Source organism: Bradyrhizobium sp. HKCCYLRH1030, from assembly GCF_051168395.1.
Taxonomy (GTDB): domain Bacteria; phylum Pseudomonadota; class Alphaproteobacteria; order Rhizobiales; family Xanthobacteraceae; genus Bradyrhizobium.
The window spans coordinates 149353-175331 of sequence record NZ_JBNPUY010000012.1; the positions used below are offsets into that span (position 1 = coordinate 149353).

Annotated in this window: 22 protein-coding genes; 8 read left to right on the forward strand and 14 right to left on the reverse strand. The window is 65.6% G+C overall.

The window, feature by feature from the left end:
• Window positions 1–15 precede the first annotated feature (15 nt).
• Genes ACQR1E_RS29270 through ACQR1E_RS29290 form a run of 5 tightly spaced genes read right to left on the reverse strand, consistent with a single transcriptional unit; the run spans window position 16 to window position 3661 of the window.
• On the reverse strand, window positions 16–507 hold the full coding sequence (locus tag ACQR1E_RS29270; protein WP_315768965.1) for a prepilin peptidase: 492 nt from the start codon (window positions 505–507) through the stop codon (window positions 16–18).
• 46 nt (window positions 508–553) lie between these two features.
• Window positions 554–1174, reverse strand: coding sequence for a HupE/UreJ family protein (locus tag ACQR1E_RS29275; protein WP_315717477.1), 621 nt, complete (start codon window positions 1172–1174; stop codon window positions 554–556).
• On the reverse strand, window positions 1171–1782 hold the full coding sequence (locus ACQR1E_RS29280) for a HupE/UreJ family protein (protein WP_315752557.1): 612 nt from the start codon (window positions 1780–1782) through the stop codon (window positions 1171–1173). The genes ACQR1E_RS29275 and ACQR1E_RS29280 overlap by 4 nt, the downstream gene beginning before the upstream one ends.
• Before the next feature lie 17 nt (window positions 1783–1799).
• Window positions 1800–2780 carry a HupE/UreJ family protein gene (locus ACQR1E_RS29285; RefSeq protein WP_315768969.1) on the reverse strand — a complete coding sequence of 327 codons (981 nt, stop codon included), beginning with the start codon at window positions 2778–2780 and terminating at the stop codon, window positions 1800–1802.
• Window positions 2777–3661, reverse strand: coding sequence for a peptidylprolyl isomerase (locus tag ACQR1E_RS29290; protein WP_316165434.1), 885 nt, complete (start codon window positions 3659–3661; stop codon window positions 2777–2779). The genes ACQR1E_RS29285 and ACQR1E_RS29290 overlap by 4 nt, the downstream gene beginning before the upstream one ends.
• 280 nt (window positions 3662–3941) lie before the next feature.
• Here ACQR1E_RS29290 and ACQR1E_RS29295 point away from each other — a divergent pair, with 280 nt between their 5' ends.
• The 3 genes from ACQR1E_RS29295 to ACQR1E_RS29305 all read left to right on the forward strand — a co-directional run bounded on the left by ACQR1E_RS29295 (window position 3942) and on the right by ACQR1E_RS29305 (window position 7133).
• A complete protein-coding gene (locus tag ACQR1E_RS29295) occupies window positions 3942–5966 on the forward strand; it encodes a hypothetical protein (RefSeq protein WP_315717480.1) in 2025 nt (674 codons plus the stop codon).
• A 120-nt stretch (window positions 5967–6086) separates the two neighbouring features.
• Window positions 6087–6416 (forward strand): hypothetical protein, encoded by a 330-nt coding sequence (locus tag ACQR1E_RS29300; RefSeq protein ID WP_316184731.1) that lies wholly within the window; start codon window positions 6087–6089, stop codon window positions 6414–6416.
• Window positions 6417–6509: 93 nt separating this feature from the next.
• Complete coding sequence (locus ACQR1E_RS29305; RefSeq protein ID WP_316235507.1) at window positions 6510–7133, forward strand: 2OG-Fe(II) oxygenase family protein; 624 nt, start codon at window positions 6510–6512, stop codon at window positions 7131–7133.
• A 4-nt stretch (window positions 7134–7137) separates the two neighbouring features.
• Here ACQR1E_RS29305 and ACQR1E_RS29310 read toward each other — a convergent pair whose 3' ends face one another.
• Window positions 7138–9765, reverse strand: a complete 2628-nt coding sequence (locus tag ACQR1E_RS29310) for a spermidine synthase (protein ID WP_434897900.1) — start codon at window positions 9763–9765, stop codon at window positions 7138–7140.
• A 397-nt stretch (window positions 9766–10162) separates the two neighbouring features.
• On the opposite strand from ACQR1E_RS29310, the gene dusA reads away from it, so the two are divergent.
• A complete protein-coding gene (gene dusA, locus ACQR1E_RS29315) occupies window positions 10163–11158 on the forward strand; it encodes a tRNA dihydrouridine(20/20a) synthase DusA (protein WP_434897901.1) in 996 nt (331 codons plus the stop codon).
• Between the two features lie 78 nt (window positions 11159–11236).
• Here dusA and ACQR1E_RS29320 read toward each other — a convergent pair whose 3' ends face one another.
• From ACQR1E_RS29320 to ACQR1E_RS29345, 6 genes are all read right to left on the reverse strand, one after another.
• Complete coding sequence (locus tag ACQR1E_RS29320) at window positions 11237–11773, reverse strand: TIGR02281 family clan AA aspartic protease (protein ID WP_316164993.1); 537 nt, start codon at window positions 11771–11773, stop codon at window positions 11237–11239.
• A gap of 28 nt (window positions 11774–11801) precedes the next feature.
• The gene (locus tag ACQR1E_RS29325) at window positions 11802–11999 is read right to left on the reverse strand and encodes a DUF1289 domain-containing protein (RefSeq protein WP_315717626.1); all 198 of its coding nucleotides are present in this window, start codon (window positions 11997–11999) and stop codon (window positions 11802–11804) included.
• Window positions 12000–12046: 47 nt separating this feature from the next.
• Entirely contained in the window at window positions 12047–13642 is a 1596-nt protein-coding gene (locus tag ACQR1E_RS29330; RefSeq protein WP_315717627.1) for a sensor histidine kinase, read from the reverse strand.
• Between the two features lie 137 nt (window positions 13643–13779).
• Entirely contained in the window at window positions 13780–15210 is a 1431-nt protein-coding gene (locus ACQR1E_RS29335) for a PepSY domain-containing protein (protein ID WP_316203739.1), read from the reverse strand.
• 7 nt (window positions 15211–15217) lie between these two features.
• On the reverse strand, window positions 15218–17617 hold the full coding sequence (locus ACQR1E_RS29340) for a TonB-dependent receptor domain-containing protein (protein ID WP_434897902.1): 2400 nt from the start codon (window positions 17615–17617) through the stop codon (window positions 15218–15220).
• A 362-nt stretch (window positions 17618–17979) separates the two neighbouring features.
• On the reverse strand, window positions 17980–18849 hold the full coding sequence (locus ACQR1E_RS29345) for an NAD(P)-dependent oxidoreductase (RefSeq protein ID WP_315717630.1): 870 nt from the start codon (window positions 18847–18849) through the stop codon (window positions 17980–17982).
• 261 nt (window positions 18850–19110) lie between these two features.
• Here ACQR1E_RS29345 and ACQR1E_RS29350 point away from each other — a divergent pair, with 261 nt between their 5' ends.
• The 4 genes from ACQR1E_RS29350 to ACQR1E_RS29365 all read left to right on the forward strand — a co-directional run bounded on the left by ACQR1E_RS29350 (window position 19111) and on the right by ACQR1E_RS29365 (window position 23362).
• A complete protein-coding gene (locus ACQR1E_RS29350; protein ID WP_315827817.1) occupies window positions 19111–19557 on the forward strand; it encodes a VOC family protein in 447 nt (148 codons plus the stop codon).
• A 132-nt stretch (window positions 19558–19689) separates the two neighbouring features.
• Window positions 19690–20820 carry an Mrp/NBP35 family ATP-binding protein gene (locus ACQR1E_RS29355; RefSeq protein WP_315752566.1) on the forward strand — a complete coding sequence of 377 codons (1131 nt, stop codon included), beginning with the start codon at window positions 19690–19692 and terminating at the stop codon, window positions 20818–20820.
• Window positions 20821–21000: 180 nt separating this feature from the next.
• Window positions 21001–22095: a TRAP transporter substrate-binding protein gene (locus ACQR1E_RS29360; protein WP_316165001.1), complete on the forward strand. Its 1095-nt coding sequence runs from the start codon at window positions 21001–21003 to the stop codon at window positions 22093–22095.
• A gap of 178 nt (window positions 22096–22273) precedes the next feature.
• Window positions 22274–23362: a TRAP transporter substrate-binding protein gene (locus tag ACQR1E_RS29365; protein WP_315752568.1), complete on the forward strand. Its 1089-nt coding sequence runs from the start codon at window positions 22274–22276 to the stop codon at window positions 23360–23362.
• Between the two features lie 98 nt (window positions 23363–23460).
• On the opposite strand, the gene ACQR1E_RS29370 is transcribed toward ACQR1E_RS29365, so the two are convergent.
• Both ACQR1E_RS29370 and ACQR1E_RS29375 read right to left on the reverse strand, forming a co-directional pair.
• On the reverse strand, window positions 23461–25137 hold the full coding sequence (locus tag ACQR1E_RS29370; protein WP_315752569.1) for a TRAP transporter large permease: 1677 nt from the start codon (window positions 25135–25137) through the stop codon (window positions 23461–23463).
• 23 nt (window positions 25138–25160) lie between these two features.
• Complete coding sequence (locus ACQR1E_RS29375) at window positions 25161–25742, reverse strand: TRAP transporter small permease subunit (protein ID WP_315752570.1); 582 nt, start codon at window positions 25740–25742, stop codon at window positions 25161–25163.
• Window positions 25743–25979: the final 237 nt, after the last annotated feature.

Here is a 25979-nt window from a genome sequence, read left to right on the forward strand (position 1 = left end):
CACGGCTTACCGCATTCAGAAGGTCACGAGCAATTCGCTCGCGGTGGCCTGCAGAGCGAGTACGGCAAGCAGGCCGAGGACGAGGAACGGGCCGAACGGCAGCGCCGTTTGGCCTGTCAGCCGGCGGCCCATGATGAAGAGGACGAGCGCTGCGGCGAGTGCCGTCGTCGCGGCGATGAGCAGCAGGATCGGCATATTTGGCAGGCCGGCCCAAAGCGTCGCAGCCATCAGAAACTTGACGTCGCCGAGGCCCAATCCTTGGCGGCCGCGGGCCATTGCGTAGAGCAGCCGCAGCAGCAGCAGCGCCGAGCCGAGGGCGAGGGCTGCGGCGCAATTCCACAGTGCCTCGGGGAGATCGACAAGCGTCGCCAGTCTTGCGAAGCCGCTGGCGGCGACCAGCGCATTCATCCAGTCCGGCAGCAGCCCGCTGCGCAGATCTGTCCAGATCAGTCCGGCGCAGGTCAGGAGCAGCGCGACGATCGTAACGATGTTGATGGCGTCGGTCACGCAGCCCTGGAATTCGCGGGGTCGGATCGCCCGAGCATAGGCCAGCTCAGGCTGCGAGCGATAGTCCCGCCATCATCAGGCCGATTGCGGCGACCCAGCCACCGACTGCGCGCACCGCGATCCCGCGCCAGCTCGATACCGGCTCGGTCTCAGGACGCCTGAAGGTGACCGCCAGCGCCATCACGAGGGTGATGGTGACGTAGCCCGCACTGGCGAGACCGGCGGCGTAGAGGAGGCGGTCGGTCTGCGGCACGAGCTCGCCGGCATTGGCGGCGCCGCGCATCACGCCGAGCACGAATGCAATCATGCTCAGCAGGACCACGGGAATGCGCAAGGCCGCCGCCAGCAGCAGCCCGAGAATCAGAATGGTCGCGGCATCGCCGAGTGGAGACACCGCCGTTGCGCCAGAGCCGGCGGCGAGTGCAAGCCCCGTGCACAAGCCGAGCGGGAACACCACGACGAGCCAGCGTCCGCTCGCCGTACCGAGCGAGCCGGCCAGCAACCCGAGGGCGACCCAGACCACGACGTCCTGCAGCGCGAGCAGCGGGTGCAGGGCGCCGGCGTAGAAGTCGCCGAGCCGGGCCGACACGATATGGGCATCAGCGAGCTGCGCTTGCGTCAGCAGCAGCGCCGATGCGAGCAGGGCGGTCCGGCGGTACGTGCTCATGCCGCGACTCCGAGGCTCGCGACCAGGAAGTAGCCGCCGAGCGCGGCGATGGCTGCTCCGACGCCTTGGATGATGCGCTCGCCGCCGGGCCAGCGCGCGAGCGCGCCGATGGTGATGCCGCAGGCGTGGAGAAGACCGGTCGCGACCACGAAGCCGCAGCCATAGGCCAGGGGATTTGCCGCCGTCGGAAGCTCGACGCCGTGCGCGTGGCCGTGAAAGATGGCGAAGATCGCAACGATGATGGCCGCAACTGCAAACGGGACACGGATGCGGATCGCGACCGCGAGCCCGAGCACCAGCGCCGACAGCGCGATGATGAGCTCCGGGACGGGCAATCCGACCTTGAGGATTCCCAGGATGGCCCCGAACGCCATCACCAGCGGGAAGACGACCGGCAGGATCCAGATCGCCGCGCCGCCGAGCTGCGCGCCCCAGATGCCGACTGCAACCATCGCGACCAGATGATCCAGCCCCGTCAAGGGATGCAGCAGGCCGCTGGCCAGCCCGCCGCCGACGCCCGTCTGCTCGTGGGCAAGGCTCGGATTCGCTGTCAGCAGCGAGAGCAGCGCCGCACCCAACACGGCGTGCAGGAGTTTGCGCGCGATCATGTTCGTCCCATTCGTCATCATGCGGCCGCCAGAACCCGCACCAGGCGGCCCAGGAACCAGAACATCGATACCGAGCCGATTGCATAGGCCGGCAGCTCGGCGCCCCAGCGCGGCAGCGCCGCGCCGAGGCGGCGATGTGCCCAGATCAGCGCCAGCACCAGCAGCACGAACAGGACCTGTCCGATCTCGACGCCGACATTGAAGAAGAGCAATGCCGCAGGCAGGATCCGTCGTTCGAGCCCGAGGCCTGCGAGCGCACTGGCGAAGCCGATGCCGTGCACCAGACCGAAGCTGAAAGCGACGGCCCATGGGTAGCGGGCGGTCAGCCCGATCTCGCCGCGCTGCTGTTTGACGATCTCGACGCCGACAAACACGATGCTGAGCGCGATGCAGGCGTTGAGCGGCCCTTCGGCGACACCGATCCATCCGAACGCTGTTGCGGCCAGCGAGGCGCTATGGCCGATCGTGAAAGCCGTGATCGTCTTGAGCAGGCGCCAGCCGCCCTGGACGATCCAGATCAGCCCGAGCACGAACAGCAGGTGGTCGGCGCCGAGCAGGATGTGGTCAATGCCGAGATTGACGTATGTCTTGGCCAGCTCGAGCCAGGTGTCGAGCGTCGGCGCATCGGTGCCCAGCACGGTCACGACCGGATTGGCCGCAGAGATCGTATAGCTGCGCGTCTCTCCAGCGAGCGACGTCACGCGGATGATGGCAGCCGACATGTCCTCGCCGAGATTGGCGATCGTCATCTGCCCGACGAGGCCCTTGTCGCCGCAATTGAGCTCCGGCAGGCGCAGGTAGCAATGCGGGGGCATCTTGAGATCGATGCGGTTGACGCCATCCTTCGGCAAGGTCGTCCATCGCCCGATATAGGCGCCGGGACGCATCTCGCGAAACTCGAGCACGGCGATCGTCGCCTGATGCGCGACCGCCGGCCGCCCAAGCAGCAGTCCGGCGAGCGCCAGCGCGATGGCGAGGAGGGCACGTGCGCAGGTCACGGCTCGTACCTGATCGTGTAGTTGGCCTTGAGCCGGCTCACCGCCTCCCAGGCCCGTTTCCGTGTCTCTTCGGTGTGCCAGATCTTGGCCGCCTCGGCGCTGACGTCCTCGAGCTTCGCCGGAGCGCCCGGCTTCCGGGCGTCGAGACGAACCACGTGCCACCCGTCCTTCGACTGCAGCAAGGTCCATTCCTGGAGGGGCGCCTTGAGCAGGCCGTCGCTGAAGCCGTCGCCGAAGCCGGCGGCCAGGCTCGGCACCGGTCGGTCGAGAATCGCGCGCGTCTGATCGCGCAGCTCCTCGGATTCGCGCTGCTCGCGAATGTCGTCCAGATAGCGCCGCGCCGTCGCTTCGTCGCTGGGTGGCGTCATGAAGAAGCTGACACGCTCGGGCTCGTCGAACCGGGCATGATTGTCGGCGAACCAGGCGCGCAACTGCTCCTCGCTCGGCTGTGGCACGCGCACCTGATCGAAGATCAGATATTGCAGCTTGAACGCGACACGGTCGCGGATCATCTCGTCGCCGCGGTCGACGCCGAGCGTCTTGCCTTCCCGATAGAGGATTTCGCTGGCGACCCAGGCCTCGACCATCTTCTGCAGCTCGGCCTCGCTCGGGGTCCGCTGCTTGTCCTCGTCGAACGTGTCGATGAAGGACTGGCGCAGGGCCTTGGTCACGGTGATGACCTTCTCGTCCTTCGCCGGCGGGTGGATGATGGCATCGGCCGCGAAGATCAGGCCACCGAGAACGAGGAAGTGCAGGAGCGGCTCCCTGCTGAGCCCGCGCAGGGCGGTCACGGATGATGATCGCGCAGGGGAAGAGCTGTTGCCATCTTGCTGATTGGAGCGTGCAGGGGCGCTCTCGAAGGTCTGCGCCGCATTCGACATGGCAGGGGCTGACATACGTTCTTTACAACTCGGACCGCGCTCGTTGCGCGGCGCGTATATGCAACGGCACACTTGCCGTTGTCACCGGGCAAACGTCGGTGTCACAAAAATTTCGCAACGACTGCGGACCGCGATGTTCGTGGGGAAGGCACCGGCAAAAATAAATCCTTCAACAAACTGTCTCCGAGTTTTGGTTTGGTCGCGCCGCGAATGACGACGGCGCATCGGTCGCGTTGTCATCTCGTTTGGAGATCGATCGAATTCTTTAGGGGCGACGATAATGGTTCCATCTACCAAGACAATCCTGCTGACAGCGGCCTCGGTCTCGCTGGCCCTGTCACAGAGCGCCGACGCTGGGGAGCGTTGGGGGGAAACGACCAAGAACAATCCGTATGTCGCGGGCGACATGCACAACCACAACACCTGTACCGACGGTTCGGTTGCTGCCGGCTATGCGATCGACCGCTCGGTCGGCAAGGGCACCGCGGCGGCTGGCGGCAACAATTTCGATCTCGACTGGTTCACGCTCGGCAACCACGGCGGTTCGGGCAACCGCGATTGCCGCTTCAGCGATGCGAGCGCCAACATCCCGGGCGACAATACGACGACGTATTGGAGCCAGACGCTCGGGAAGACCATCGACGGCATTACGATCACCAGTCTGAAGGGCACGCCGAACGGCACCGATACCGGCGCCAAGATGTGGCGCTGGCAGTCGATCAAGGAGATCGAGTACCCAACCATCGTCAATCGCACCGCGACCTACAACAAGGTGCTGGTCGAGGGCCTGGAGTGGATCCTGCCCGGTCACGAGCATGGCGACGTCGCCGTGATCGCCGGCCAGAACCCGCGCGGTTACGGCAATGCCGACAAGATGGCCGAGTTCGAATATCGCTTCGACCGCGCCGACACCGACGCCATCGGTCCGGTCGATGCCAGCAACAACCCGGTCTGGGCCGGCAAGGACAATGTCAACAATTCCGGCACGGCCGGTCACCAGAAGGCCGTCGCCGGCATCGCCTGGCTGCAGGCGAACCACCCGCTGCAATCCTATGCTGTGCCGACCCATACCGAGCGGCAGGGACCGTTCAATCCGAACGGCTCGGCCGGCTACAACATCGAGCACTTCCGTGACTTCAACAACGCCGGCCCGACGGTCGCGTTCGGCATCGAAGCCCCGGGTCATATGGCCGAGGGCGGCGTGAACGGCGGCTCGGGCTCCTATGGCTCGGGCGCAGTCGGCGGCGGCACCTACGGCATGCAGGGCGTCTACACCGCCAAGGTCGGCGGGCTGTGGGACGGTCTGCTCGGCGAAGGCCGCAACTTCTTCCTGTTCCAGAGTTCGGACTGGCACAGCCGCGGCGTCTATGGCGCGCGCGATCCCGGCACGACGGCGGACTTCATCCCCGGCGAGTACACCAGGCTGTACGTGCCGAACGAGCGGCGCTTCTCCCAGCAGTCGATCATCGACGGCATGCGCTCGGGTAATTCCTACTCGGTCAACGCCGACATCATCGGCTCCGACATGGAGTTCCGTGCGAAGGGTGAGTGGGACGACGACTGGAAGACGATGGGCGAGACGCTCGTCGTGCGCCCGGGCGAGAAGGTCACGCTCGAGATGGAGATGACCGTTCCGGCCTCCAACAACAGCCCGTACGGCTTCAACAACCCGCTGCTGCTGCCGGTCGGCATCAAGCAGCCGTTGAACAAGCCCTATCTCGACCACGTCGATCTGATTACCGGTGACATCACCGGTCCGATCGCGCCGGGCGCCCCTGGCTATGCGGTGGCCAATGCCAAGGGTGTCGATGGTGCGGCCATCGTCTACAACCCGTCGGCCAAGATCGCGAAGCAGATCCAGGCGACCAAGATGCGGAGCCACAAGCTGCGCGACGGTTCGACCCGCCTCAGCTTCACGACCACCTTCATCGCCGGCCAGACACCGTTCTACATCCGCGCCCGCGGCACCAACATCCCGCCGGCGACTCCGAACGTGTCCGACAGCGCCGGCAATCCGCTGCTCGATGCCAACAACGCCACCGTCAGTTGCACAGATCCGGCATGTCCCTCGCACCTCGGCACGGTCGGCGGCGTCAAGAAGGTGACCAACGACGTGCAGGCTTGGTCGAACGTCTGGTTCTACGCGAACCCGATCTTCGTCCGAACCTACAGCACGCCCAAGCTGCTGGTCGAAAAGAATCAGGAGCTGGCCCGCAAGCTGGCTCACGAGCATCACCACTGGCACGATTGGGACCACTGGGGTCACTGGGGCCACTGGGGTCGCTGGGCGTTCAACCGCGACTGATTGATCGGCACCAATCCGGCGGGACATATCGTCCCGTCGGATCCTGCTCACTCCGAGCGCCAGTTTGCGAACCGGCGCTTCGTCTTTGAAACCTGCTTTTCCCTGGGGTTCGTCGAGGTGATGTCGCGTTTGTCCGCCGTGAGTCTCGCCGTTCTAGTCCTCACGATCGCAGTCGCATCGGCGCATGACGAGGAGCCGACGCAGGAGGTCTGCGACGCCGCAGTGGCGGAGGCCCGCGCACAGGCGGCGACCCTGCCGACGGACGACGTGTCGCGCTATTTCGCCGAGCGGGACATTCAGCAGGCGCTGGTCGAGGCCGGCAATGGCGAGTTCGATGATTGTGTCGAGAAGGCCGAGAGGGCCGTGCTGGAAGTGCGCGACCGGCCCCACAGCCTGAAGCCCGGCGAGCGGCTCAACATTCTCAGTGCCGACGAAATGCCGACGCGCTGACGGGCGCGCGCCGCGTCTCCACTCTCGTCATCCGGTTGTCATGCAAGTCGGCAAATTGTCGGTCCCATTGCGGCGCGTGCAAGGCCTTGAGACATGGACCAGATCGAAGCTCTTTTTCCGATACCGTTGTTGCGTTCGCCCAGGCTGCTGAGTGCCGAGCTCAAGGACGCGGCGGTGGCAGCCATCCGCAATTCGAAGATCGAGAACAACCTGCGGTCCGGACAACTGTTCCACACCGAGGTCGCCGATCCCCGCGCCAACAATCTGTTTCAGACCATCGCCGAGCTCGCCGTGCCCAAGCTGATCGATTTCGGCGAGCTGCTGTTCGGCGAGAAGCTGCGCTGGACGGTCAAGGAGATGTGGACGAACATGCTGGAGACCGGCGGCAACCAGACCCTGCACGCCCATGCCAACAGCTTCATCTCCGGCATCTTCTATCTGACGCCGTCTCACCCCGGCAGCCGCACCGTGTTCGTTCGGCCGCCCGGCGGCAGCGACTTCTCGTTCCGTCATCATACGCGCAGCGCCGCGGTCGGCCCGTTCAATGCCGGCAAATACGTGCTGCCCGAGGCGGAGCCGGGCGATCTCGTGCTGTTCCCGAGCTATCTCTACCACGAGGTGCCGCGCAATCAGGGCGACCAACGTATCACGATCGCGTTCAACGCGATTCCTGATCATCTGGATTGCTGGGGCTACCGCGTCAGCTTCGCGTCCTGACGCTCTATGGTTCGAACTCGCGCGACAGCAGGTCGCGCGCTTCGCGTCGCGACGGCGCGGCGGAGTCGATTGCCTGAAGCAGGCGTTCAGCAGCCGCGCGATCCGATGCAAGCAGCGCTTTTGCCATGCTCATCAGCGGCGCATAGGCCGGCTCGAACTCGGCGCTGGCGCGAATGGAATCGAGGAGGCCGGGTGCGGCGGCTGCGATGAGCGCCGGTCCGCGCGGTTCGCCGGTCAGCGCCGCGCCGACCTGGATGAATTGGTTGCGAGCCCGCCAATAGGCGCCGAGCCGTTGCTCCCACATTCCGCGTTTCGAGTCTTCCAGCAAATCGGCCGCGTCGGTCTTTGTCTGGCTCAGGACCGTCAGCAGCAATTGCCATGGGGCCGCCGAGAGAGCGTGGACGTTGCTGCGCGCGTCGAACGTGACGAACTGGAAATCGTCGGTGTTGCGCGGTCCCGGACCGGCGAAGCTCGTGAGCGCTTTCGCGCCGGCGATATACTGGCCCAGAAGGTCGATCGGCTGATCGAAGCCGAGCGGTTGAATGATCGGGTGAAGCTTCCGGTCGGAGAACCGTGCGGCGACGAGTTCGGGGTCGATCGGGCTCGGGGTGCCTGATCCGATCAGAGCCAGCATCGGCGTGCGCACGCTGTAATGGTTCAGCCAGGCGGACCCTTGTGGAAAGACTGCGAGAAAGCTCCTGACGATCGCACGCAGCGACGGCGCATCGAGCTGATAGAGCGGCAGCCACTGGCAAAACACGCCCTCGGCAGCCAGTCGCCGCTTGACGGCCGCGAAATGTTCGACCGTGTACAGCGCGCCGCTGCCATCGAGCGCCGGGTGGAACAGGTCGGCCACGATCACGTCGTAGCGTCCGTCATCGGCGATGATGAAGCGCCGGGCATCGGCAACGGAGATCGGCGGCCTTTCCTTCTCGGCCCCGGGGTTGTCGAACCAGGGCAGCAGCGCGACGACTTCGGAAGAGAGTTCGACCGCGCGCACGTCGAGATCCGGCATCTGCGCGGCGCCGAGCACGGTCGCGCCGGTGCCGACACCGAGGAAGAGGGCCTTGCGCGGCGCTGGGTGCAAGAGCAACGGCAGCATGGCCTGGCGGAAATCGGATCGCACCGAACTGGTGCCGCCCATGCGGAAGTGGCCGTTCACCTCGAGATAGCGTGCTCCTGAGGCGTCGTCGACGACGCTCGCGGTCGCCATCGGTCCCTCGCGCACGGCCAGAAGCTTGCCGCCCGGCGGGACCCTGATGAGCAGCGGGGCGGGAAGCCACAACAGCGCGAGTGCAAGCAGAGCGGGCGCCGCCGCCCAGCGCAGCGCAGCGCGTCGGGGCTGCAGCAGCAGAAGATATCCGACGGCAACGAGGACCAATGCTCTCCAAGTGCCGAAAGCGGGAATCAGCAGCTGTGCCGCGACCAGCGGCGCAATGGCTGCGCCGAGGCTGTTGATGCCGACGGCCCAGCCGACCGATCCTCTGACGTCGCGGACATCCTGCATGAGCTGGCCGAACAAGGCGCCCATCGCCATCGCAGGCAACAGGAACAGCGCCAGCGCAATGCCGAGCTCGCCGACGACGCCGAGGCTCGCAGCGCTGTCAGCGAGGCCGCCCAGCAAGGGCGTCACGAGCGCCGTGCCGAGGCAGACGAGCGCGGTGCCGCTGATCAACGCGGTTCTGCCGCGCGCAACCGTGTGCCCCACGCGCTGCCAGATCATGCCGCCCATCGCAGTGCCCAGCAGGTAGGCGGCCAACAGACAGGCGAAGCTATAGACCGTGTCCTGCATCATCTGCGCGGCCAGGCGCACGACCAGCACTTCGAACACGATGCCGAGCAGGCCGGTGACGAACAGGGTTCCTGTCAGGCGGAGGCCGGCGACAGCACGCCTGCGATCGTCGCGCGCGCGAGCGTCGACCTGCGGGGCTCGGCCGAGGCGAAGCGCTGCGAGCGCGCAGGCCGCGTTGACGGCTGCCAGGCAAAGCAGCGTCGCCGACAATCCGAGCGCGGGGATCAGCACGAAGGTGGACAGCAGCGTGCCGGCGACGGCGCCGGCGGTGTTCGCGGCGTAGACGCCGGCGCTGACGGGCCGCGTGCCATGCGCCGCGGACGTCATGCGTTCCAGCGCGGTCAGCGTGCCGCCCATCGCCACCGTCGCCGGCAACAGCACCAGCGTCGGCAGCAGGAAGCTCGCGCTCCACAACAACACGGGGGAAGGCGCCGTGCCGAGCAGCGGCGCGAGGGCGCGCGCGCACGCGGGAAGCAGCCAGACCGCACACAGCCCCCACAGGCCGATGACCGTTTCGAGGACGGCATACACCCGGTGCGGATTGGCGGCGCGGCGGATCCGGCCATCGAGGACGAAGGCGCCCACCGCCAGCCCGGCGAAGAATCCTGCGATGGCGCCGAGCACGGCCATCATCTCCGTGCCCAAGGCGAGGGCGAGCTGGCGCGTCCAGACGATCTCATAGCCCAGCCCGGCGAGGCCGGATGCTGCAATCAGCAGCTTCAGCGTTCTCAGCTGAGCCATGCTCTGGCGGGCGACGAGATCGACGCCGGAAGACCGGGCGCCTTGCTTCTCCGCGACCAGATCATTGTCGCGCGGGTCTGCGTGGCGTGCCTCGGTCAAGATTTGGTACCTGCAATTCCCGTGATCGGTCTTCGGATGCAGCGCGCCGTGCGGGATACTGCTCCGGGCGCGGGATCAAGCTCGGCTGCATGGGCCGCCAAGGTCGAGATCGTTTCCTTGTGTTCGTGTTTCGTGACGGTGGTTTGACAGAAGCTGTGGGAGCACGCGGCTCGGCGCAGATGGTTGTATCGCATGAGACCCGTCAGGGAGCGATGACCAGACGCAGCCGCGATCTGCGGAACGTTGTGGTTGAATTCGGTAAACCATCGATCCTCTCCGATCCGACATTGTTGTGCTGCGCACGAAAAACGGGTCGAAATCGGTGGAAACCGGTGTAAATGCGCGGTGATCGGGTGGCTCTGGTACACTTCCAATGGCTGATGTCTGGAATAAAACAGTGGAATCAACGACTTGGCGCTTCTCCGTGGCGCCGATGATGGATTGGACCGACCGGCATTGCCGGGTGTTCCATCGGCTGCTGTCGCGCCGGGCGCTGCTCTATACCGAGATGGTCACGACCGGTGCCGTGATACATGGCGACCGCCAGCGGCTGCTCGGCTTCGATCGAAGCGAGCATCCGGTGGCGCTGCAGCTCGGCGGCTCCGATCCCGGCGATCTCGCGACGTCAGCCAAGATCGGCGAGGAGTTCGGCTACGATGAGATCAACCTCAATGTCGGCTGCCCGTCGGACCGGGTGAAGGACGGCCGCTTCGGGGCCTGTTTGATGGCCGAGCCTGCGCTCGTCGGCGCCTGCGTCGCCGCGATGAAGCACGCCGTTCGCATTCCCGTCACGGTGAAGTGCCGCATCGGCATCGACGATCAGGATCCGGAAATCGCACTCGATATGCTGGCGGACGCGGTCGTCGACAGCGGCGCAGACGCGCTGATCGTGCACGCGCGCAAGGCGTGGCTGGACGGCTTGTCGCCGAAGGAGAACCGTGACGTCCCGCCGCTCGACTACGACAGGGTGTACCGGCTGAAGGCGAGGCTGCCGCACGTGCCCGTCATCATCAATGGTGGCATCGGCAGCATCGAAGCTGCGCAAGGTCATCTCGCGCATGTCGATGGCGTGATGCTCGGGCGAGCGGCCTATCAGGAGCCGTGGCGGCTGCTCGATGTCGATCCCGTCCTGTTCGGCGACGTCGCGCCGCATCGAACCATGAAGGGCGCATTGGCGGCGTTCGAGCCGTACATCGCGCGCCAGCTCGGGCAGGGCACGCGGCTGCACGCGATCACGCGGCATCTCGTCGGCGCCTATCACGCGGTGCCCGGCGCACGCGCGTTCCGCCGCCATCTCGCCGAGCGCGGCGTCAAGCCGGGCGCCGGCATCGAGGTGCTGCGCGAGGCGGTCGCGATGGTCGAGGAGCGCCCTGCGGTTGCTGCGCTGGCCTGAGCGGCTCAGGCCAGCGGCGGCAGTTCGACAACGGCCTGTCGCGCAACCGGATTGCAGGCTGCCACGAGGCTCAGCCCCTCAGCTGCGATCGGGAAAGCCGTGCAGCATCAGCCGGTCGGAGCGCACTTCCCAGCGCTCCAGCCGGTCGAGGAAGCTCATGCCGAGCAAGTTGGTCTTCATCTGGCCGTGCGGTACCACCAGCGCCGGAACCGAGCGTTCCACCAGTTTGCCGATCGCGAGCCGGTCCAAAGTCAATCGCGCCGCCTTGGTGTGGCCGCCAGCGGTCTCGACGTCGACGTCGTAGGCGAGCAGTTCGAGCGGCAGGCCTGCGGCCTTGGCGGTCTCGTAGGTCAGAACCACCGATGTGGCGCCGGTGTCGACCACCATCGGCGCGGTGACGCCGTTGATCTTGGCGCGCAACGCGAACTCGCCGCCTCTGGTGCGCTCGATCTCGACCGCGCTGGTCGGAGGACTCGCCTTGGCCCTGAGCGCGCGGCTGCGCAGAACCTCCGACACTGTGTCGCTCGCGAGCGCCGCCTGCTCGGGATCCTTGTAGACGATCACGGCGCCCGCGGTGAGCACCATGGTGACGAAAACGAGCACGACCTTGTTCATGCCGCGCCTCCCGTCGGCACGGAGGCGCTCAGTCGCGCCGACGCGCCAGCGCGGGCAGACCGGCGTCGTGCATGCGGGACGGCAGCCCGTCCATCAGCGCGAGCCGCTCGTCGGTCGACATGCGGCCCCAGCGGGCGATCTCCGGCAGCGTGCGTCCGCAGCCGAAGCAGAGCTTTGTCTTGGGGTCGATCATGCAGACGGCGATGCAGGGCGTATCCTGGCTCATGGCGCGAGTTTGAAAGGTTCTGACACTGTCGTGCAAGTGCAATCATCTCACAGTCCCGTTCCGGCATTCATGATCGGCTTGCGCACCCGGCGCTTCTCCTGAGCGGGGGCGATCGCATGCTCCGGCTGCAATGGCGGTGCCTCGTCCGACAGCGGAGCGAGCGCCGACATCACCCGCTCCGGCGGGAAGGTGACGATCACCTCGGTGCCGATGCGGACCTTCGATTTCAGCGTGAACGTGCCACCATGCATCTCGATCAGATTCTTGGCGATGGGCAAGCCTAATCCCGCGCCCTGTTCGGCCGACTTGATCGAGTTGGAGCCCTGGCCGAACGACGCGAGCACGATCGGAATCTCGTTCTCGGGGATGCCCGAGCCGGTGTCCTTGACGCTGAGATATTGTCCGCCCGAGGCCGTCCAGCCAGCCTTCAGCCAGATGTCGCCACCCTGCGGCGTGAACTTGATGGCGTTGGAGAGCAGGTTGAGCACGACCTGGCGGATCGCGCGCTCGTCGGCCCACAGCCGCGGCATCTTCTGCTCGAACACCTCGTGAATGGTGATGCCGCGGCTCGTTGCGCGCAGCTTCAGCAAATGGTGGCAGTCGGCGATCACGTGCACCAGCGCCACGGCTTCCTCGTTCAGCTCGTAGCGGCCGGCCTCGATGCGCGAGAGATCGAGGATCTCGTTGATGAGGTTGAGCAGGTGGACGCCCGAATTGTGGATGTCGGCCGAATATTCCTTGTAGACCGGCACCGCATGGACGCCGAAGATCTCGCTCTTCATCACCTCGGAAAAGCCGAGGATGGCGTTCAGCGGCGTCCGCAGCTCATGGCTCATCTGCGCAAGGAAGCGCGACTTGGCGACGTTGGCGGCCTCCGCGCGGTAGCGTGCCTCGTCGGAGATCGCCTTGGCCTGCTCGAGTTCGCCGATCAAGGCGTCCTTCTCGGCGCGCGCTTCGAGCGTGGCCAGCGTCGTCGCATGCAGCTGATGGGCGAGCAGCACGAAGTAGCCTTCGGCGGCGACGGCGAACCCGGCGAGCAGGTAGTTGTCGAACGTGCCCGACAGCGCGAGGCTGAGGGTGATGGCGACCGTCATCGGTGCGGTGACGGCGACGGCGGCGACGGGCAGGTTGGCGGCGAGCATGCTCGAGACCGCGATCACCAGCAGCATCAGGAACATCATCAGCGTGCCCGACACCGCCGCGAGCGCCGGATGGATCAAGATCGCCATCCAGCAAACGCCGTAGAGCAAGTCGAGCAGCACGAAGCGCGTGCGCCAGCGCCGCGTAGCCGCCAGCGACGGCTGGTCGGCGAGGAAGTTCGAGCAGTTGCGCACGATCGCGGCATGAATGCAGAGCACGCCGAGCGTCCATGCGCCAGCCGCGATCGTATGCAGCCAGACGCTGAGCATCAGGCCGGTTGCGACCACCAGCAGCACGACGATGTAGGAGGCGGAGATGCGGGTCTGTGCGTATTGGCGCAGCAGCTCGCGATCGAAGGCCGGACGTGTTCCCGACGTCGACGTTAACCGGTCGCGCGCCTCGCGCACCCGCTGCTGCGCGGCCCGGCGCTGGCTTGCTGGTGCAAGCGCCGGCGGATCTGCCGGAAGCTCGACGACCTCAGGCTTTTCAGCGGGTTTACTCATCAAACAACACAAATCCTGCCCGCGAGGTACGGGCTGCTTTCTGCATTGTCTATAACTGGGCCCAAATCCTTAAGACGGATTATAGACAACGAAAAATTTGCGTTAACCGCGCGTTAAATTAACGATTGTGGCGAGGCTCAGCGGAGCTGCATTCGCAGGCGGCGCCAGCCGATCACCACGCCCGTGATGCTGAAGACGAGGCCGATCGCGCAGAGGCCGACGATGAGAACCGTGCGCAGCGCCGCATGGGCGAGCAGGGCCGGAAAGTCGAGCGTGTGCAGCGCCTGATAGAGCCACCGATAGGCGCGTCGGGACGGATCGAGCTTCTCGAGCACCGCGCCGGAGGCGGCGTCGACATGATACCAGGTGTCGCCGCAGATCACGCGATGGACCGGCGCGCCCGGCACATCGGAGACGAACGGATAGTCGTCGCCCGGCTCGACTTCGGTCGAGCGCGCGCAATCGCCGCGCAGGCGCGACACCGCGGTATTGACGTCGGCCGGCTGCAGGAAACGGCCGACGATGCGTGCTGATGCGCCGTCCAGCACCGAAATCTGCTGCTGGCTCGGCGCGCGCCGGATGCGCTGATAGAGGCGGCCGCCGAAGGCGAACCACTCGATCTCGCGGACCTCGCCATGCACCGCCGCGAGCGCCGCCGTCGTCAAGCCGGTCCAATCCGGTGCGCCGACGAGAATGGCTTGCTCGGACGGCGTCAGATGGCCGGTCGCAAACAGCCTGCCATGGTCCATCGACAGCCAGCCGCTGACCATCCAGGTCAGCACGAACTGCATGCAGATCAGGCCGGCCCAATGATGCCAGAGGTGCCAGCCGTGGTAGCGCGAGCACAGCCGCGCCTTCCGATATCTCAGCCCCATCGGGCCGAGCAGCGCGCCGCTCACGGCGGCGATGACCGCCGCGAGCGACAGCCACCACACGACGGCGTTCCAGGCCGCCCAGTCCTTGCGCAGGACGGTCGGATAGATCCAATGGACGACGCTGCCGACGTAGTTCCAGGCGCGTTCGGACCGTGTCGTGTCGAGCACGACCTCGCCGGTGATCGAGGACACGTAGAGTTCGGTGCCATTGGGATCGTTGAGCGCGATCCGGTGCAGCGGACGATGCACGTCGAAACGGTTTGGCACCGTCCATTGGTCGTAGTGCTCCAGTGAGGCGATGGTGGCGCCATCGGCCTCGAGCCCGCGCCGCCGGGCTGCCGTGCGCGCGATCGACAGCACGAGGTCGGGGGCGCTCACATCGGCCGCGGCCAGCGTGTCTGCACGAATGGCCGCGCTGCGGCCGGCGGCCGAGATGACATAGACCGGACCATCCACGCGCTGCATCAGCCGGATGCGGTCGGGATGATCGATGCCACCTGCGACGAGGGCCTCCGCGGGACCGTGCAGCGACAGGGCGGTGTCGAGCACGGGCAGCGCGGCGAAGCGCTCGCTCTCGGTCTGCGCCGGGAACGGCACGTAGTGCATCACGATCCCGGTCGCGAACCACAGCACGAACAGCGGACCCAGCGGGATGCTCAGCCAGCGGTGCGTGAGGATCAGCGCCCGGATCATGCGGCCATCAGAACTTGAACGAGGCTTCGACCTCGTAGGTGCGGGGCGCGCCGAGGAAGATCTGGTCGGGATAGAACGGATCGCTCCAAGCCGCATAACGTTTGTCGGCAACGTTGCGGACGCGGAAGGCGAGCCGCGTGCTGGTCGCGGTGGCGAACAGCGGTACCCTCGGCAGGTCGACGAACGCGAACAGATCGGCGGTGGTGTAGGCGAGCAGTTTCACCGTGTTGGCATCGGTGCTCCAGCGATCGCCCACGTGGCGCACGGAGAAACCAAGCTCGACCGGCCACCAGCCGGGATTGAGGAAGCGGTAGGAGCCGCCGCCATTGACGATGACGGCGGGAATGTTGGGCGGCGTGTTGCCCGAGAACGAGCCGCCGCCGGCGAGATCATAATCGGCATAGCGGGCGCGGACATAGGCGACGTTGCCCCAGAGCCTGCTCTCGGGTGTCGGCCGCACGGCGGCTGCGACCTCGATGCCCTGAGATTTCACCTTGCCGGCCAGGTTGAGCTGCTGGCCGGCCTGGGCGCTGTAGACGTTGTTGCGTTCGATATCGAAGGCGGAGAAGGTCCACTCCGCACGGCCGTTCCACGCGAGCTGCTTGACGCCGGTCTCATAGCTGCGGGAGTCCGAGAGCGTGAGGTTCTGGGTCGGACTCAGCAGGAAGATGCTGTCAGCGGAGATGTCGGTGGCGGTCGCATATTGGCTGTAGAAGGTGGTGCCCGGGAGCACTTCCCAGGTGTAGCCGATGCGGCCTGTGACTGGCTGCCAGCTCTTGGAATAGGGGAAGCCGCTCTTCACGACGCCGTTCTTGTCGATCGAGTTGCGGTCGAGCGAGAACGGGTTGTAGCGCAGGCCGCCGACCAGCGCGAAATTGTTGGTGAGCTTCAGCCGGTCTTCGAGATTGAGTGCCACGCTGTCGATGGTGGCGGTCTGCAACTGCGTTCCGAGCGGGCCGTAGACGCCTCGGTCGAAGCCGGTCAGCGGAATGCTGTCACCCGGGAAGATCGCCGCGCCAGGCCGCGTGAAGTCGGTATGCGAGCTTTCCACCGCTGTCACGAGCCGGTTGGCCAGACCGAACAGGTTGGCGTTCCAGGTGAGGTCGGTGGTGTTGCCGACCATGTTGTGGTTGTGGTGGACGAAGAACCGCTCGCGATCGACGGTGTTGGTGGTCGCGTTGAACGCCGAGACCTCGTTGTTGTACCAGTCGCGGCTGGCGTTGTAGTTGTAGACTTGGCTCTGCAGCCTGACGTCGTTGCTCAGGTCCCATTCGAACCCGCTGCGGACCCACGATTCCTTGATCGTCTTGTGGCCGTCGACCACGTTGTAGTTGGTCGACAGCGTGCGGCCGTCGATCGTGACGGCGCCGAGATCGGTGCCGTTGTAGGCCGACACCTTGGTGCCTGAGACGATGCCGCTGGTCGCGTTGGCGCCGCTGAAGGTGACCGGCACCAGCGGCGTGCCCTCATAGGGCTTGGCCTTGTAGTCCTTGAACTCGGCAGCAAAGAAGGTCTTGAAGCTGTCGGACAGCCGGTAGTCGAGCTGGCCTGAGACATGGATATTCTTGAACTCGGTGTCGTCGATGAAGCCGACCTCCCTGGTCCGGCTGATGTCGAAGCGATAGTCCAGGCCCTTGACGGTCGTGCTGCCGCCCGAGCCGAAGCCGCTGCGGAACGTGCCGCGCTGGTCGAAGCCGACGAAGGCTTCGCTCTCGATCGGGCCGGTGTGCGGGGTCTTGGTCACGAAATTGACGGTGCCGCCGACCGCGCCCTGGCCCGAGATCAGCGAGGAGGGGCCCTTGAGAAACTCGACCCGGTCGAGGTTGAACGTCTCCATCGTCAGCGCGGTGAAGCCGGTCGGGCCGATGTTGATGCCGTTGTAGAGCACGTTGACCTGATTGCCCTGGAAGCCGCGCATCGCGAAGCCGACATCGTTCGGGGCATCACCCGCGCTGACGCCGGCGGCGCCTTTCACCGCGTCGACGGTCGTGTGGTAGCCCTGCTCACGCAGCGTCTCGGCGCCGACCACCTCGATCGAGGCCGGCAGCTCGCGTACGGTGAGGCCGAGCCGGCTGCCGCTCGCGGGCGTCGCATTGCCGTTGAGCGGCGTGGTGGCCGCCGTGTTGGACGAAGGCCGCGTCGGCGCTGCTGCGGGCGTGGGCGCGGCCATGCGCCGGGACGCCGGAGGTGTGGTCCGACGGGCGGCTTGGGTCGAGGAGGGCGCGCGGCCGGCCGCCGGGCGCTGCCGCGGCGCATCGACCGTCACGTCCGGCAGCAGGGTGTCTGCGGCGGCCTGCCTCCCGTCCGGAGGGGAGGTCTGTTGGGCATAAGCCGCCGGCACCGCCGACCAGCCTGCCACCAGCAGCCCCGCAAGCGATATCGAACCCCAGACGTCGCGCACGCTCATTCCGCTCCCCATCGCAGCAGCCGGCTTCCCGGCCATCTGCGCCCCCAGCCAACGTTCATGATCACCACGACGAGAGTTAGCCCAGCCCAACGGATATGTAATGTTATAACATTACATATCCATCTTTCTCTGAGTGGGTGTCTCGATCGGGCAACACATGCGAACGATTAGCGATTGCAAGGGGTATCAGCGAGTCGCAGATGGCGCAATGGCGCCCGTCCGCGGCGGACGTATCCCGCCGCGTGTCTGCGGCAATACATGGGGGAAGGCAGATGAGCCGGGGCCTGCCAAGGTCCCGGATCGGAAATCTGCCGCCGCAGCACACGCGCAGCGGCAGATCGATCAGTCGGAGAGCGGCGGAATCACTTCTCCAGCCGGGCCAGCAGGCTCGACGTGTCCCAGCGCTTGCCGCCGAGCTTCTCGACCTCGGAATAGAACTGGTCGACCAGCGCGGTCACCGGCAGATGGGCGCCGTTGCGGCGCGCTTCGCTGAGGCAGATCGACAGGTCCTTGCGCATCCATTCCACCGCAAAACCAAAGTCGTATTTGCCGTCGTTCATGGTCTTGTAGCGGTTCTCCATCTGCCAGGACTGGGCGGCGCCCTTGGAGATGGTCTCGATGACAGCGGGAACGTCGAGGCCGGACTTCTTCGCGAAATGGATACCCTCGGACAGGCCCTGCACGAGGCCGGCGATGCAGATCTGGTTGACCATCTTGGTCAGCTGGCCGCTGCCGGCCGGTCCCAGCAGCTTGCACATCCGGGCATAGGCCGCGATCACCGGCTCGGCGCCGGCATAGGCGTCGGCGGTGCCGCCGCACATCACCGTCAGCACGCCGTTCTCGGCGCCGGCCTGGCCGCCGGACACTGGCGCGTCGATGAATTTGAAGCCGGCCTTGGTGGCTGCGGCGTCGAGCTCACGTGCCACTTCAGCCGAGGCGGTGGTGTGGTCGACGAAGGTCGCGCCCTTCGCCATGCCGGCAAATGCGCCGTCCGGGCCGATCGTGACCGCGCGCAGGTCGTTGTCGTTGCCGACGCAGCACATCACGAAGTCCTGGCCTTCCGCGGCCTGCTTCGGCGTGGGGGCTGCCTTGCCGCCGAACTTGTCGGCCCATTCCTTCGCCTTGGCCGCGGTACGGTTGTAGACCGTGACCTCGTGACCGCCCTTCTTCACGAGATGTCCTGCCATGGGGAAACCCATGACGCCGAGACCGATGAAAGCGACTTTAGCCATATGAGCTACCTTGACCTTGGGGTTCTGCCGACAGCCTTGAGAGGGCCGGGCTGTTCTTGAAAGGAACACATCAGCATCCGGCGCGGGTCGCGGCGGTGCTGGACGCCGCACCATAACGGCTTGAGAGGCGGGGGCAACGGCTTCGTGACGGATGCGAAAGCGGCGCCGCGTGCTAAAGAGGCATCATCATGACGGCTTGCAAAGCCGTCATCGCGCAACGAAATCCAGTCAACCAACGAACCAGCCAGGGGAGTGTCTCGCATGGGCGTCAGCGTCGGCGTGCTCGATCATTTCAACATCCGGACCCGCAACCTCGCCGAGACGGTCCGCTTCTATGAAGACGTGCTCGGGCTGGAGAACGGCGCCCGGCCGAACTTCGCCTTTCCTGGCGCCTGGATGTACAGCGAGGGCCGCCCGGTGGTGCACCTCGTCGACATCTCGCCGACCTCAGAGGCACAGAAGCCGGACTCCGGCGTCGTCCACCACGTCGCCTTCGTCAGCCGCGGCTTCGCCGGCATGAAGGCGCGGCTCGCCGCCAAGGGCATGCCGTTCGAGGCGCGGCAGGTGCCGGGCGGGGAGCTGTGGCAGATCTTCGTGCGCGACCCCAACGGCGTGATGATCGAGCTCAATTACGAGGCAGCGAAGGAGCGGGCCGAGGATGCGCCGGTCGAGACCGCCTCCGACATCGGAACCATGGTGGCGTTTTGAGCCGGTCGGCCTTATGAAGCAGCGCAACGCAGGGCCGGAGCGGTACCGTCGCAGACGACGGAAGATCATGTCCGGCCAACGGGATAGGGCGCGACGATGTGGCGCGTTCTGAACTTCTTCAGGAGACGCGCCGTGAGCGTGACGCAGCAGCAGGTTATCGAGGCACTCAAGCGGGTCCGCTCGCCACGTGGCGTGGCGCTGCCGGACGCCGGCGTGCTGTCGCCGATCACGGCCAATGACGGCAAGGTGTTCTTCTCGATCAATGTCGAGGCCAGCGAGGCCCGCGCCTGGGAAGACACCCGCGCGAAAGCCGAAGCCGCCGTGCGCGCCATACCCGGCGTGACCATGGCGATGATCGCGCTGACCGCGGAGCGCAAGGCGGGCGCTGCCGCCCCGCCGCCGCGACAGGGCGGCGTGCAGCCGGTCGCGGCGCATCGTCCGCATCAGCACCAGCATCCGGCGGACTCGCCGATGTCCCGGCAGGCCGCGATCCCGGGTATCGCGGCCGTCATCGCGGTGGCCTCGGGCAAGGGCGGTGTCGGCAAGTCGACCACCGCGATCAATCTCGCGCTGGGCTTGCGCGATCTCGGCCTCAAGGTCGGGCTGCTCGACGCCGACATCTACGGCCCGTCGGTGCCGCGGCTGACCGGGCTGCAGGAAAAGCCCAAGCTCACCGACGACAAGAAGATGATTCCGCTGTCGCGGTTCGGCCTGTCGATCATGTCCATCGGCTTTCTCGTCGACGAGGACAGCCCGATGATCTGGCGCGGCCCGATGGTGATGTCGGCGATCAACCAGATGCTGCGCGACGTCGCGTGGGGCACGCTCGACGTGCTCGTCGTCGACATGCCGCCGGGCACCGGCGACGCCCAGCTGACCCTGGCGCAGAACGTGCCGCTGAAGGGCGCCGTGATCGTGTCGACGCCGCAGGACCTGTCGCTGATCGACGCCCGCCGCGGGCTTGCGATGTTCCGCAAGGTCAACGTGCCCGTGCTCGGCATCATCGAGAACATGAGCTACTTCCAGTGCCCGCAATGCGGCACCCGCTCCGACATCTTCGGCCATGGCGGCGCGCGCCACGAGGCCGAGCGGCTCGGCGTGCCGTTCCTTGGTGAAATCCCGCTGCACATGGACATCCGCTCGACGTCGGACGCCGGCAACCCGGTGGTCGAGAGCGAGCCGAAGGGTCCGCATGCCGCGATCTACCGGGCCATCGCCGCGTCGGTGCGGGATCAGCTCAAGGACGCGATCGCCGCTGCTTGATGCACTGCAGCGAAGCGTGTGCGACTATTGGACCGTTTGTCATTCCAACGTCGCGTTTTCGCTTAACCGGTTCCGTGCTAAAGCCCGGCCCGGATCGCCTTCGACCGTGTGCGGCCAATCGCATCGGCGGATAAATGCTTTTTCAACGGGAAAACGCCCCCAACAAGGAGATGCCTTAATATGAAGCGTCGTGATTTTCTGAAGGTCTCGGCCGCCGGTGCCGCCGCGTCGGCAGCGGTGGCCTCGCCTGCGATCGCGCAGTCGATGCCCGAGATCAAATGGCGGTTGACCTCCAGCTTCCCGAAGTCGCTCGACACGATCTATGGCGGCGCCGAATATATGGCGAAGCAGGTTGCCGAGATGACGGACAACAAGTTCCAGATCCAGGTCTTCCAGGCTGGTGAGCTGGTGCCGGGCCTGCAGGCGCTCGACGCGACCTCCAAGAACACCGTCGAGATGTGCCATACGGTGTCGTATTATTACGTCGGCAAGGACCCGACCTTCGCGATCTTCGCCTCGGTGCCGTTCGGCCTGAACGCCCGGCAGCAGAACTCCTGGCTGTATCAGGGCGGCGGCAACGAGCTCGCCAACGAGTTCTTCAAGAAGGCCGCCAACGTCATTGGCTTCCCCTGCGGCAACACCGGCACCCAGATGGGCGGCTGGTTCCGCAAGGAGATCAAGACCGTCGCCGACCTTTCGGGCTTGAAGTTCCGCATCGGTGGCATCGCCGGCCAGGTGCTGCAGAAGCTCGGCGTCGTGCCGCAGCAGCTCGCGGGCGGCGACATCTACCCGTCGCTCGAGAAGGGCACCATCGACGCCGCCGAGTGGGTCGGTCCGTATGACGACGAGAAGCTCGGCTTCCAGAAGGTGGCGAAGTACTACTACTACCCGGGCTTCTGGGAGGGCGGTCCGACCGTCCACGCCTTCGCCAATCTCGACAAGTGGAACGAGCTGCCGAAGCACTATCAGTCGATCCTCGCCAACGCGACGGTCAATGCCAACACCTGGATGGCCGCGCGCTACGACCAGGTGAACCCGGCGGCGCTGAAGCGCCTGGTCGCCGGCGGCACGCAGCTGCGGCCGTTCACCAACGAGGTGCTCGAGGCCTGCCTCAAGGCGACCAACGAGCTGTGGGGCGAGATCTCGGCCAAGAACGCCGACTTCAAGAAGGTCATCGACGCGATGCAGGCCTACCGCTCGGATGAATATCTGTGGTGGCAGGTTGCCGAGTATACCTACGACAGCTTCATGATCCGCTCGCGTACCCGCGGCTGATCGCAAACTTCAGATCGGCGGATCGACGTCAGCCCGGCCTCGCGAGAGGCCGGGCTTTTGCGTTGCGACAACGTTTCGCAATGGCACTCCGACGCACTTTGATCCACACTGGAACTGAAGCCTCACAAAGAAGGCTGCTCAGGAAACGAACACAATGACCCCCAGGGAGGGAAGAACTATGAAGCGGAGAGACTTCATCAAGGTGACCGGGCTTGGCGCCGCTGGCGCGGCCGCGATCGCAGCGCCGGCCATCGCACAATCGATGCCGGAGCTGAAATGGCGCATGCCGACGAGCTGGCCGAAATCGCTCGACACCTTGTATGGCGGCGCCGAGATCATGGCCAAGGTGGTCGGTGAGGCCACCGACAACAAATTCCAGATCCAGCCCTTCGCCGCCGGCGAAATCGTGCCCGGCCTGCAGGTCCTCGACGCCGTGCAGAACGGCACCGTCGAAATCGGCCACACTGCGTCGTACTACTATTTCGGCAAGGACCCGACGTTCACCTTCGGCTCGTCGGTCCCGTTCGGGCCGAACATGCGCATCAACCAGGCCTGGTACATGCTCGGCGGAGGACGTGAGATCCTCAACGAGTTCTACGCGAAGTACAATGTCGTCTCGCTGCTTGCCGGCAACACCGGTTGCCAGATGGGCGGCTGGTTCCGCAAGGAGCTCACCGGCGTCAACGATCTCAAGGGGCTGAAATTCCGCGTCGGTGGCTTTGCCGGCCGCGTGCTGCAGAAGCTCGGCGCGGTGCCGCAGCAGATCGCCGGCGGCGACATCTATCCGGCGCTGGAGAAGGGCACGATCGATGCGGCCGAGTGGGTCGGACCGTACGACGACGAGAAGCTCGGCTTCGTCAAGGTCGCGCCCCACTACTACTATCCGGGTTGGTGGGAGGGCGGACCGATACTGCTTTCCTTCGTCAACCAGGATCGTTGGAATGCGCTGCCCAAGAACTATCAGAAGATCCTCGAGCATGCCGGCCATTATGCCAACAACTGGATGATGGCGAAGTACGACCAGAGCAATCCGGCGGCGCTGCGCCGGCTGCTCGCCGCCGGTGCCAAGCTGCATGCGTTCTCGCCGGAGATCATGCAGGCCTGCCTGAAGGCTGCCCGCGAGCTGCACAACGAGGTCGCGGCCACCAACCCCGACTTCAAGAAGACCTATGAGTCGCTGTCGGCCTTCGCCGGCAATGGCTACTCCTGGTTCCAGGTCGCCGAGATCGGCTACGACGCCTTCATGGCGCGCAATCCGCTGAGCTGAGACCGGCGCCGTATCGCGTCAGGAGCCAGCGACAAAACAAAACCCCGGCGCGTTGCGCCGGGGTTTTTCGTGGGCGGAGCGATTGCGCGTCGCGGCCATCACTGCTTCGGCGGTCCGACATCGATCTGAGGCGGGCCGAAATCGAGCGGCGGCGCGTCGATCTGCGGGATCTCGATCTTGATCGAGTTCGGATCAACGGTGGAGAGCGAGCCCTTGTAGTGCATGACCATCGAGGGGAACAGGATCACCAGCATCACCATGATCAACTGGATCACCACGAACGGCACCGCGCCCCAGTAGATCTGTCCCGTGGTCACCGGCTCCATCCTCTTGCCGGTGACACGGTCGAGATAGGACTCCTTCGGTGCCACTGATCGCAAATAGAACAAGGCAAAGCCGAACGGCGGATGCATGAACGAGGTCTGCATGTTGACGCCGAGGATGACGCCGAACCAGATCAGGTCGATGCCGAGCTTTTCGGCCGCGGGTCCGAGCAGCGGGATGATGATGAAGGCGAGCTCGAAGAAGTCGAGGAAGAACGCCAGCACGAACACGAAGGCGTTGACGAAGATCAGGAAGCCGACCTGACCGCCGGGCAGCGAAGTCAGCAGGTGCTCGACCCAGACATGGCCGTTGACGCCGTAGAAGGTCAGCGAGAACACGCGCGCGCCGACCAGGATGAAGACCACGAAGGCCGACAGCTTGGCAGTGGATTCCACCGCCTGGCGGACCAGGTCGAAGCTGAGCCGCCGCTTGATCGCACCAAGGATGATCGCGCCGGCGGCGCCCATCGCGCCGCCTTCCGTCGGCGTCGCGAGCCCGATGAAGATCGTACCGAGCACCAGGAAGATCAGGAACAGCGGCGGCACCATCACGAAGGTGGTCTGCTGCGCCATGCGGGACAGGAAGCGGTATCCGGTGGTGCGCTCCAGCACCCAGTTCACGACGGCGACGGCGAAGGCGAACACGATGCCGTAGAACATGCTCAGCACGACGAAGTCGGCGCCGTGATATTCCGAGCCGCGCATCATGAACCAGCCGAACACACAGCTCGCCAGAAACAGCACGCCCAGCGATTTCAGGCCGCGGTCGCCTGAGTCCTCCCGAAAGCCGATCGCATCGGCCGGCAGGCCGGGGGCCGATTTCGGGAAGATCATGCTGGTGAGGAAGGCATAGGCTGCATAGATCGCCGACAGCACGAGGCCAGGGATGAAGGCGCCTTCGTACATGTCGCCGACGGACTTGCCGAGCTGGTCGGCCATGACGATCAGGACCAGCGACGGCGGGATGATCTGCGCAAGCGTGCCGGAGGCGGCGATGATGCCCGAGGCAAGCCGGCGGTCGTAGCCGTAGCGCAGCATGATCGGCAGAGAGATCAGGCCCATCGAGATCACCGAGGCGGCGACCACGCCGGTGGTGGCCGCGAGCAGCGCGCCGACGAACACGACCGCATAAGCGAGGCCGCCGCGGATGGTGCCGAACAGCTGTCCGATGGTGTCGAGCAGATCCTCGGCCATGCCGGATCGTTCCAGCACCAGGCCCATGAAGGTGAAGAACGGAATCGCCAGCAGCGTGTCGTTGTTCATCACGCCGTAGACACGTTCCGGTAGCGCCTGCAGGAAGTCCGGCCGGAATTCGCCGAGCCCGATGCCGACGAGGGCGTAGAACAGGCCGACGGCGCCGAGCGAGAACGCTGCCGGATAGCCGAGCAGCAGCATCACGACCAGCGACCCGAACATGATCGGCGCCATATTGGCGATCAGAAACGCTTCCATTGGATGATCCCCCAGCCCGCCGCTTACTTCTTCTCGATCGCTTCGACGAGGTGCTCGACCTCGGCCTCGATGCCGTGGGGCTTCGAAGCGTGGGGATCCGGGATCAGCCCGCGCATGACCGCGATGCGCTTGATCAGCTCGGACACGCCCTGCGCCAGCAGGAAGGCGAAGCCGAGCATGATGAGGGACTTCGCCGGCCATTGCGGCAGGCCGCCAGCGTTGCTCGATTGCTCGTTGATCTCGATGGAGCGCAGGAAGAAGGGCACGCTGGTGATGATCATCACGATGCAGAGCGGGATGAGGAAGAGCACGTGACCGACGACGTCGATGGTGTCACGCAGCCATTTGGGCATCATGGCGTTGACGATGTCGATGCGGATGTGCTCGTTGTCGAGCAGGGTCCAGGGGGAGCACAGCAGGAAGACGGCTGAGAACAGCACCCATTGCAGCTCGAGCCAGGAATTCGACGAGGTGTCGAGCGTCTTGCGGACGATGGCGTTGATCGTCGAGATGATGACGGCGAGCAGGATCAGCCACGCCAGCCGCTTGCCGGTCCAGGTCGTGAACGCATCGATCCCACGGCTCAATTTCAGCAACGCTTGCAACGCAATCCTCCCCCAAATGTCTTGCGACGTCCCATGGCCCGTTCTGGCTGCGCAGCACATGGCGCAACGGCCTATCCGGCCCGGCAGGCTCAAAAACGGGGGCACCATTTCAGCGCCTCGTGTTGCCGTCAATCGGAAAAATGGGCAAAAATGAGCGTTGCCGCAACATGTTGCAGCAGTGGCGACGCCGCGCCACAGCTGTCGCAGGTCGCCGGGGCCTGGCGATCGCCGGCCGGC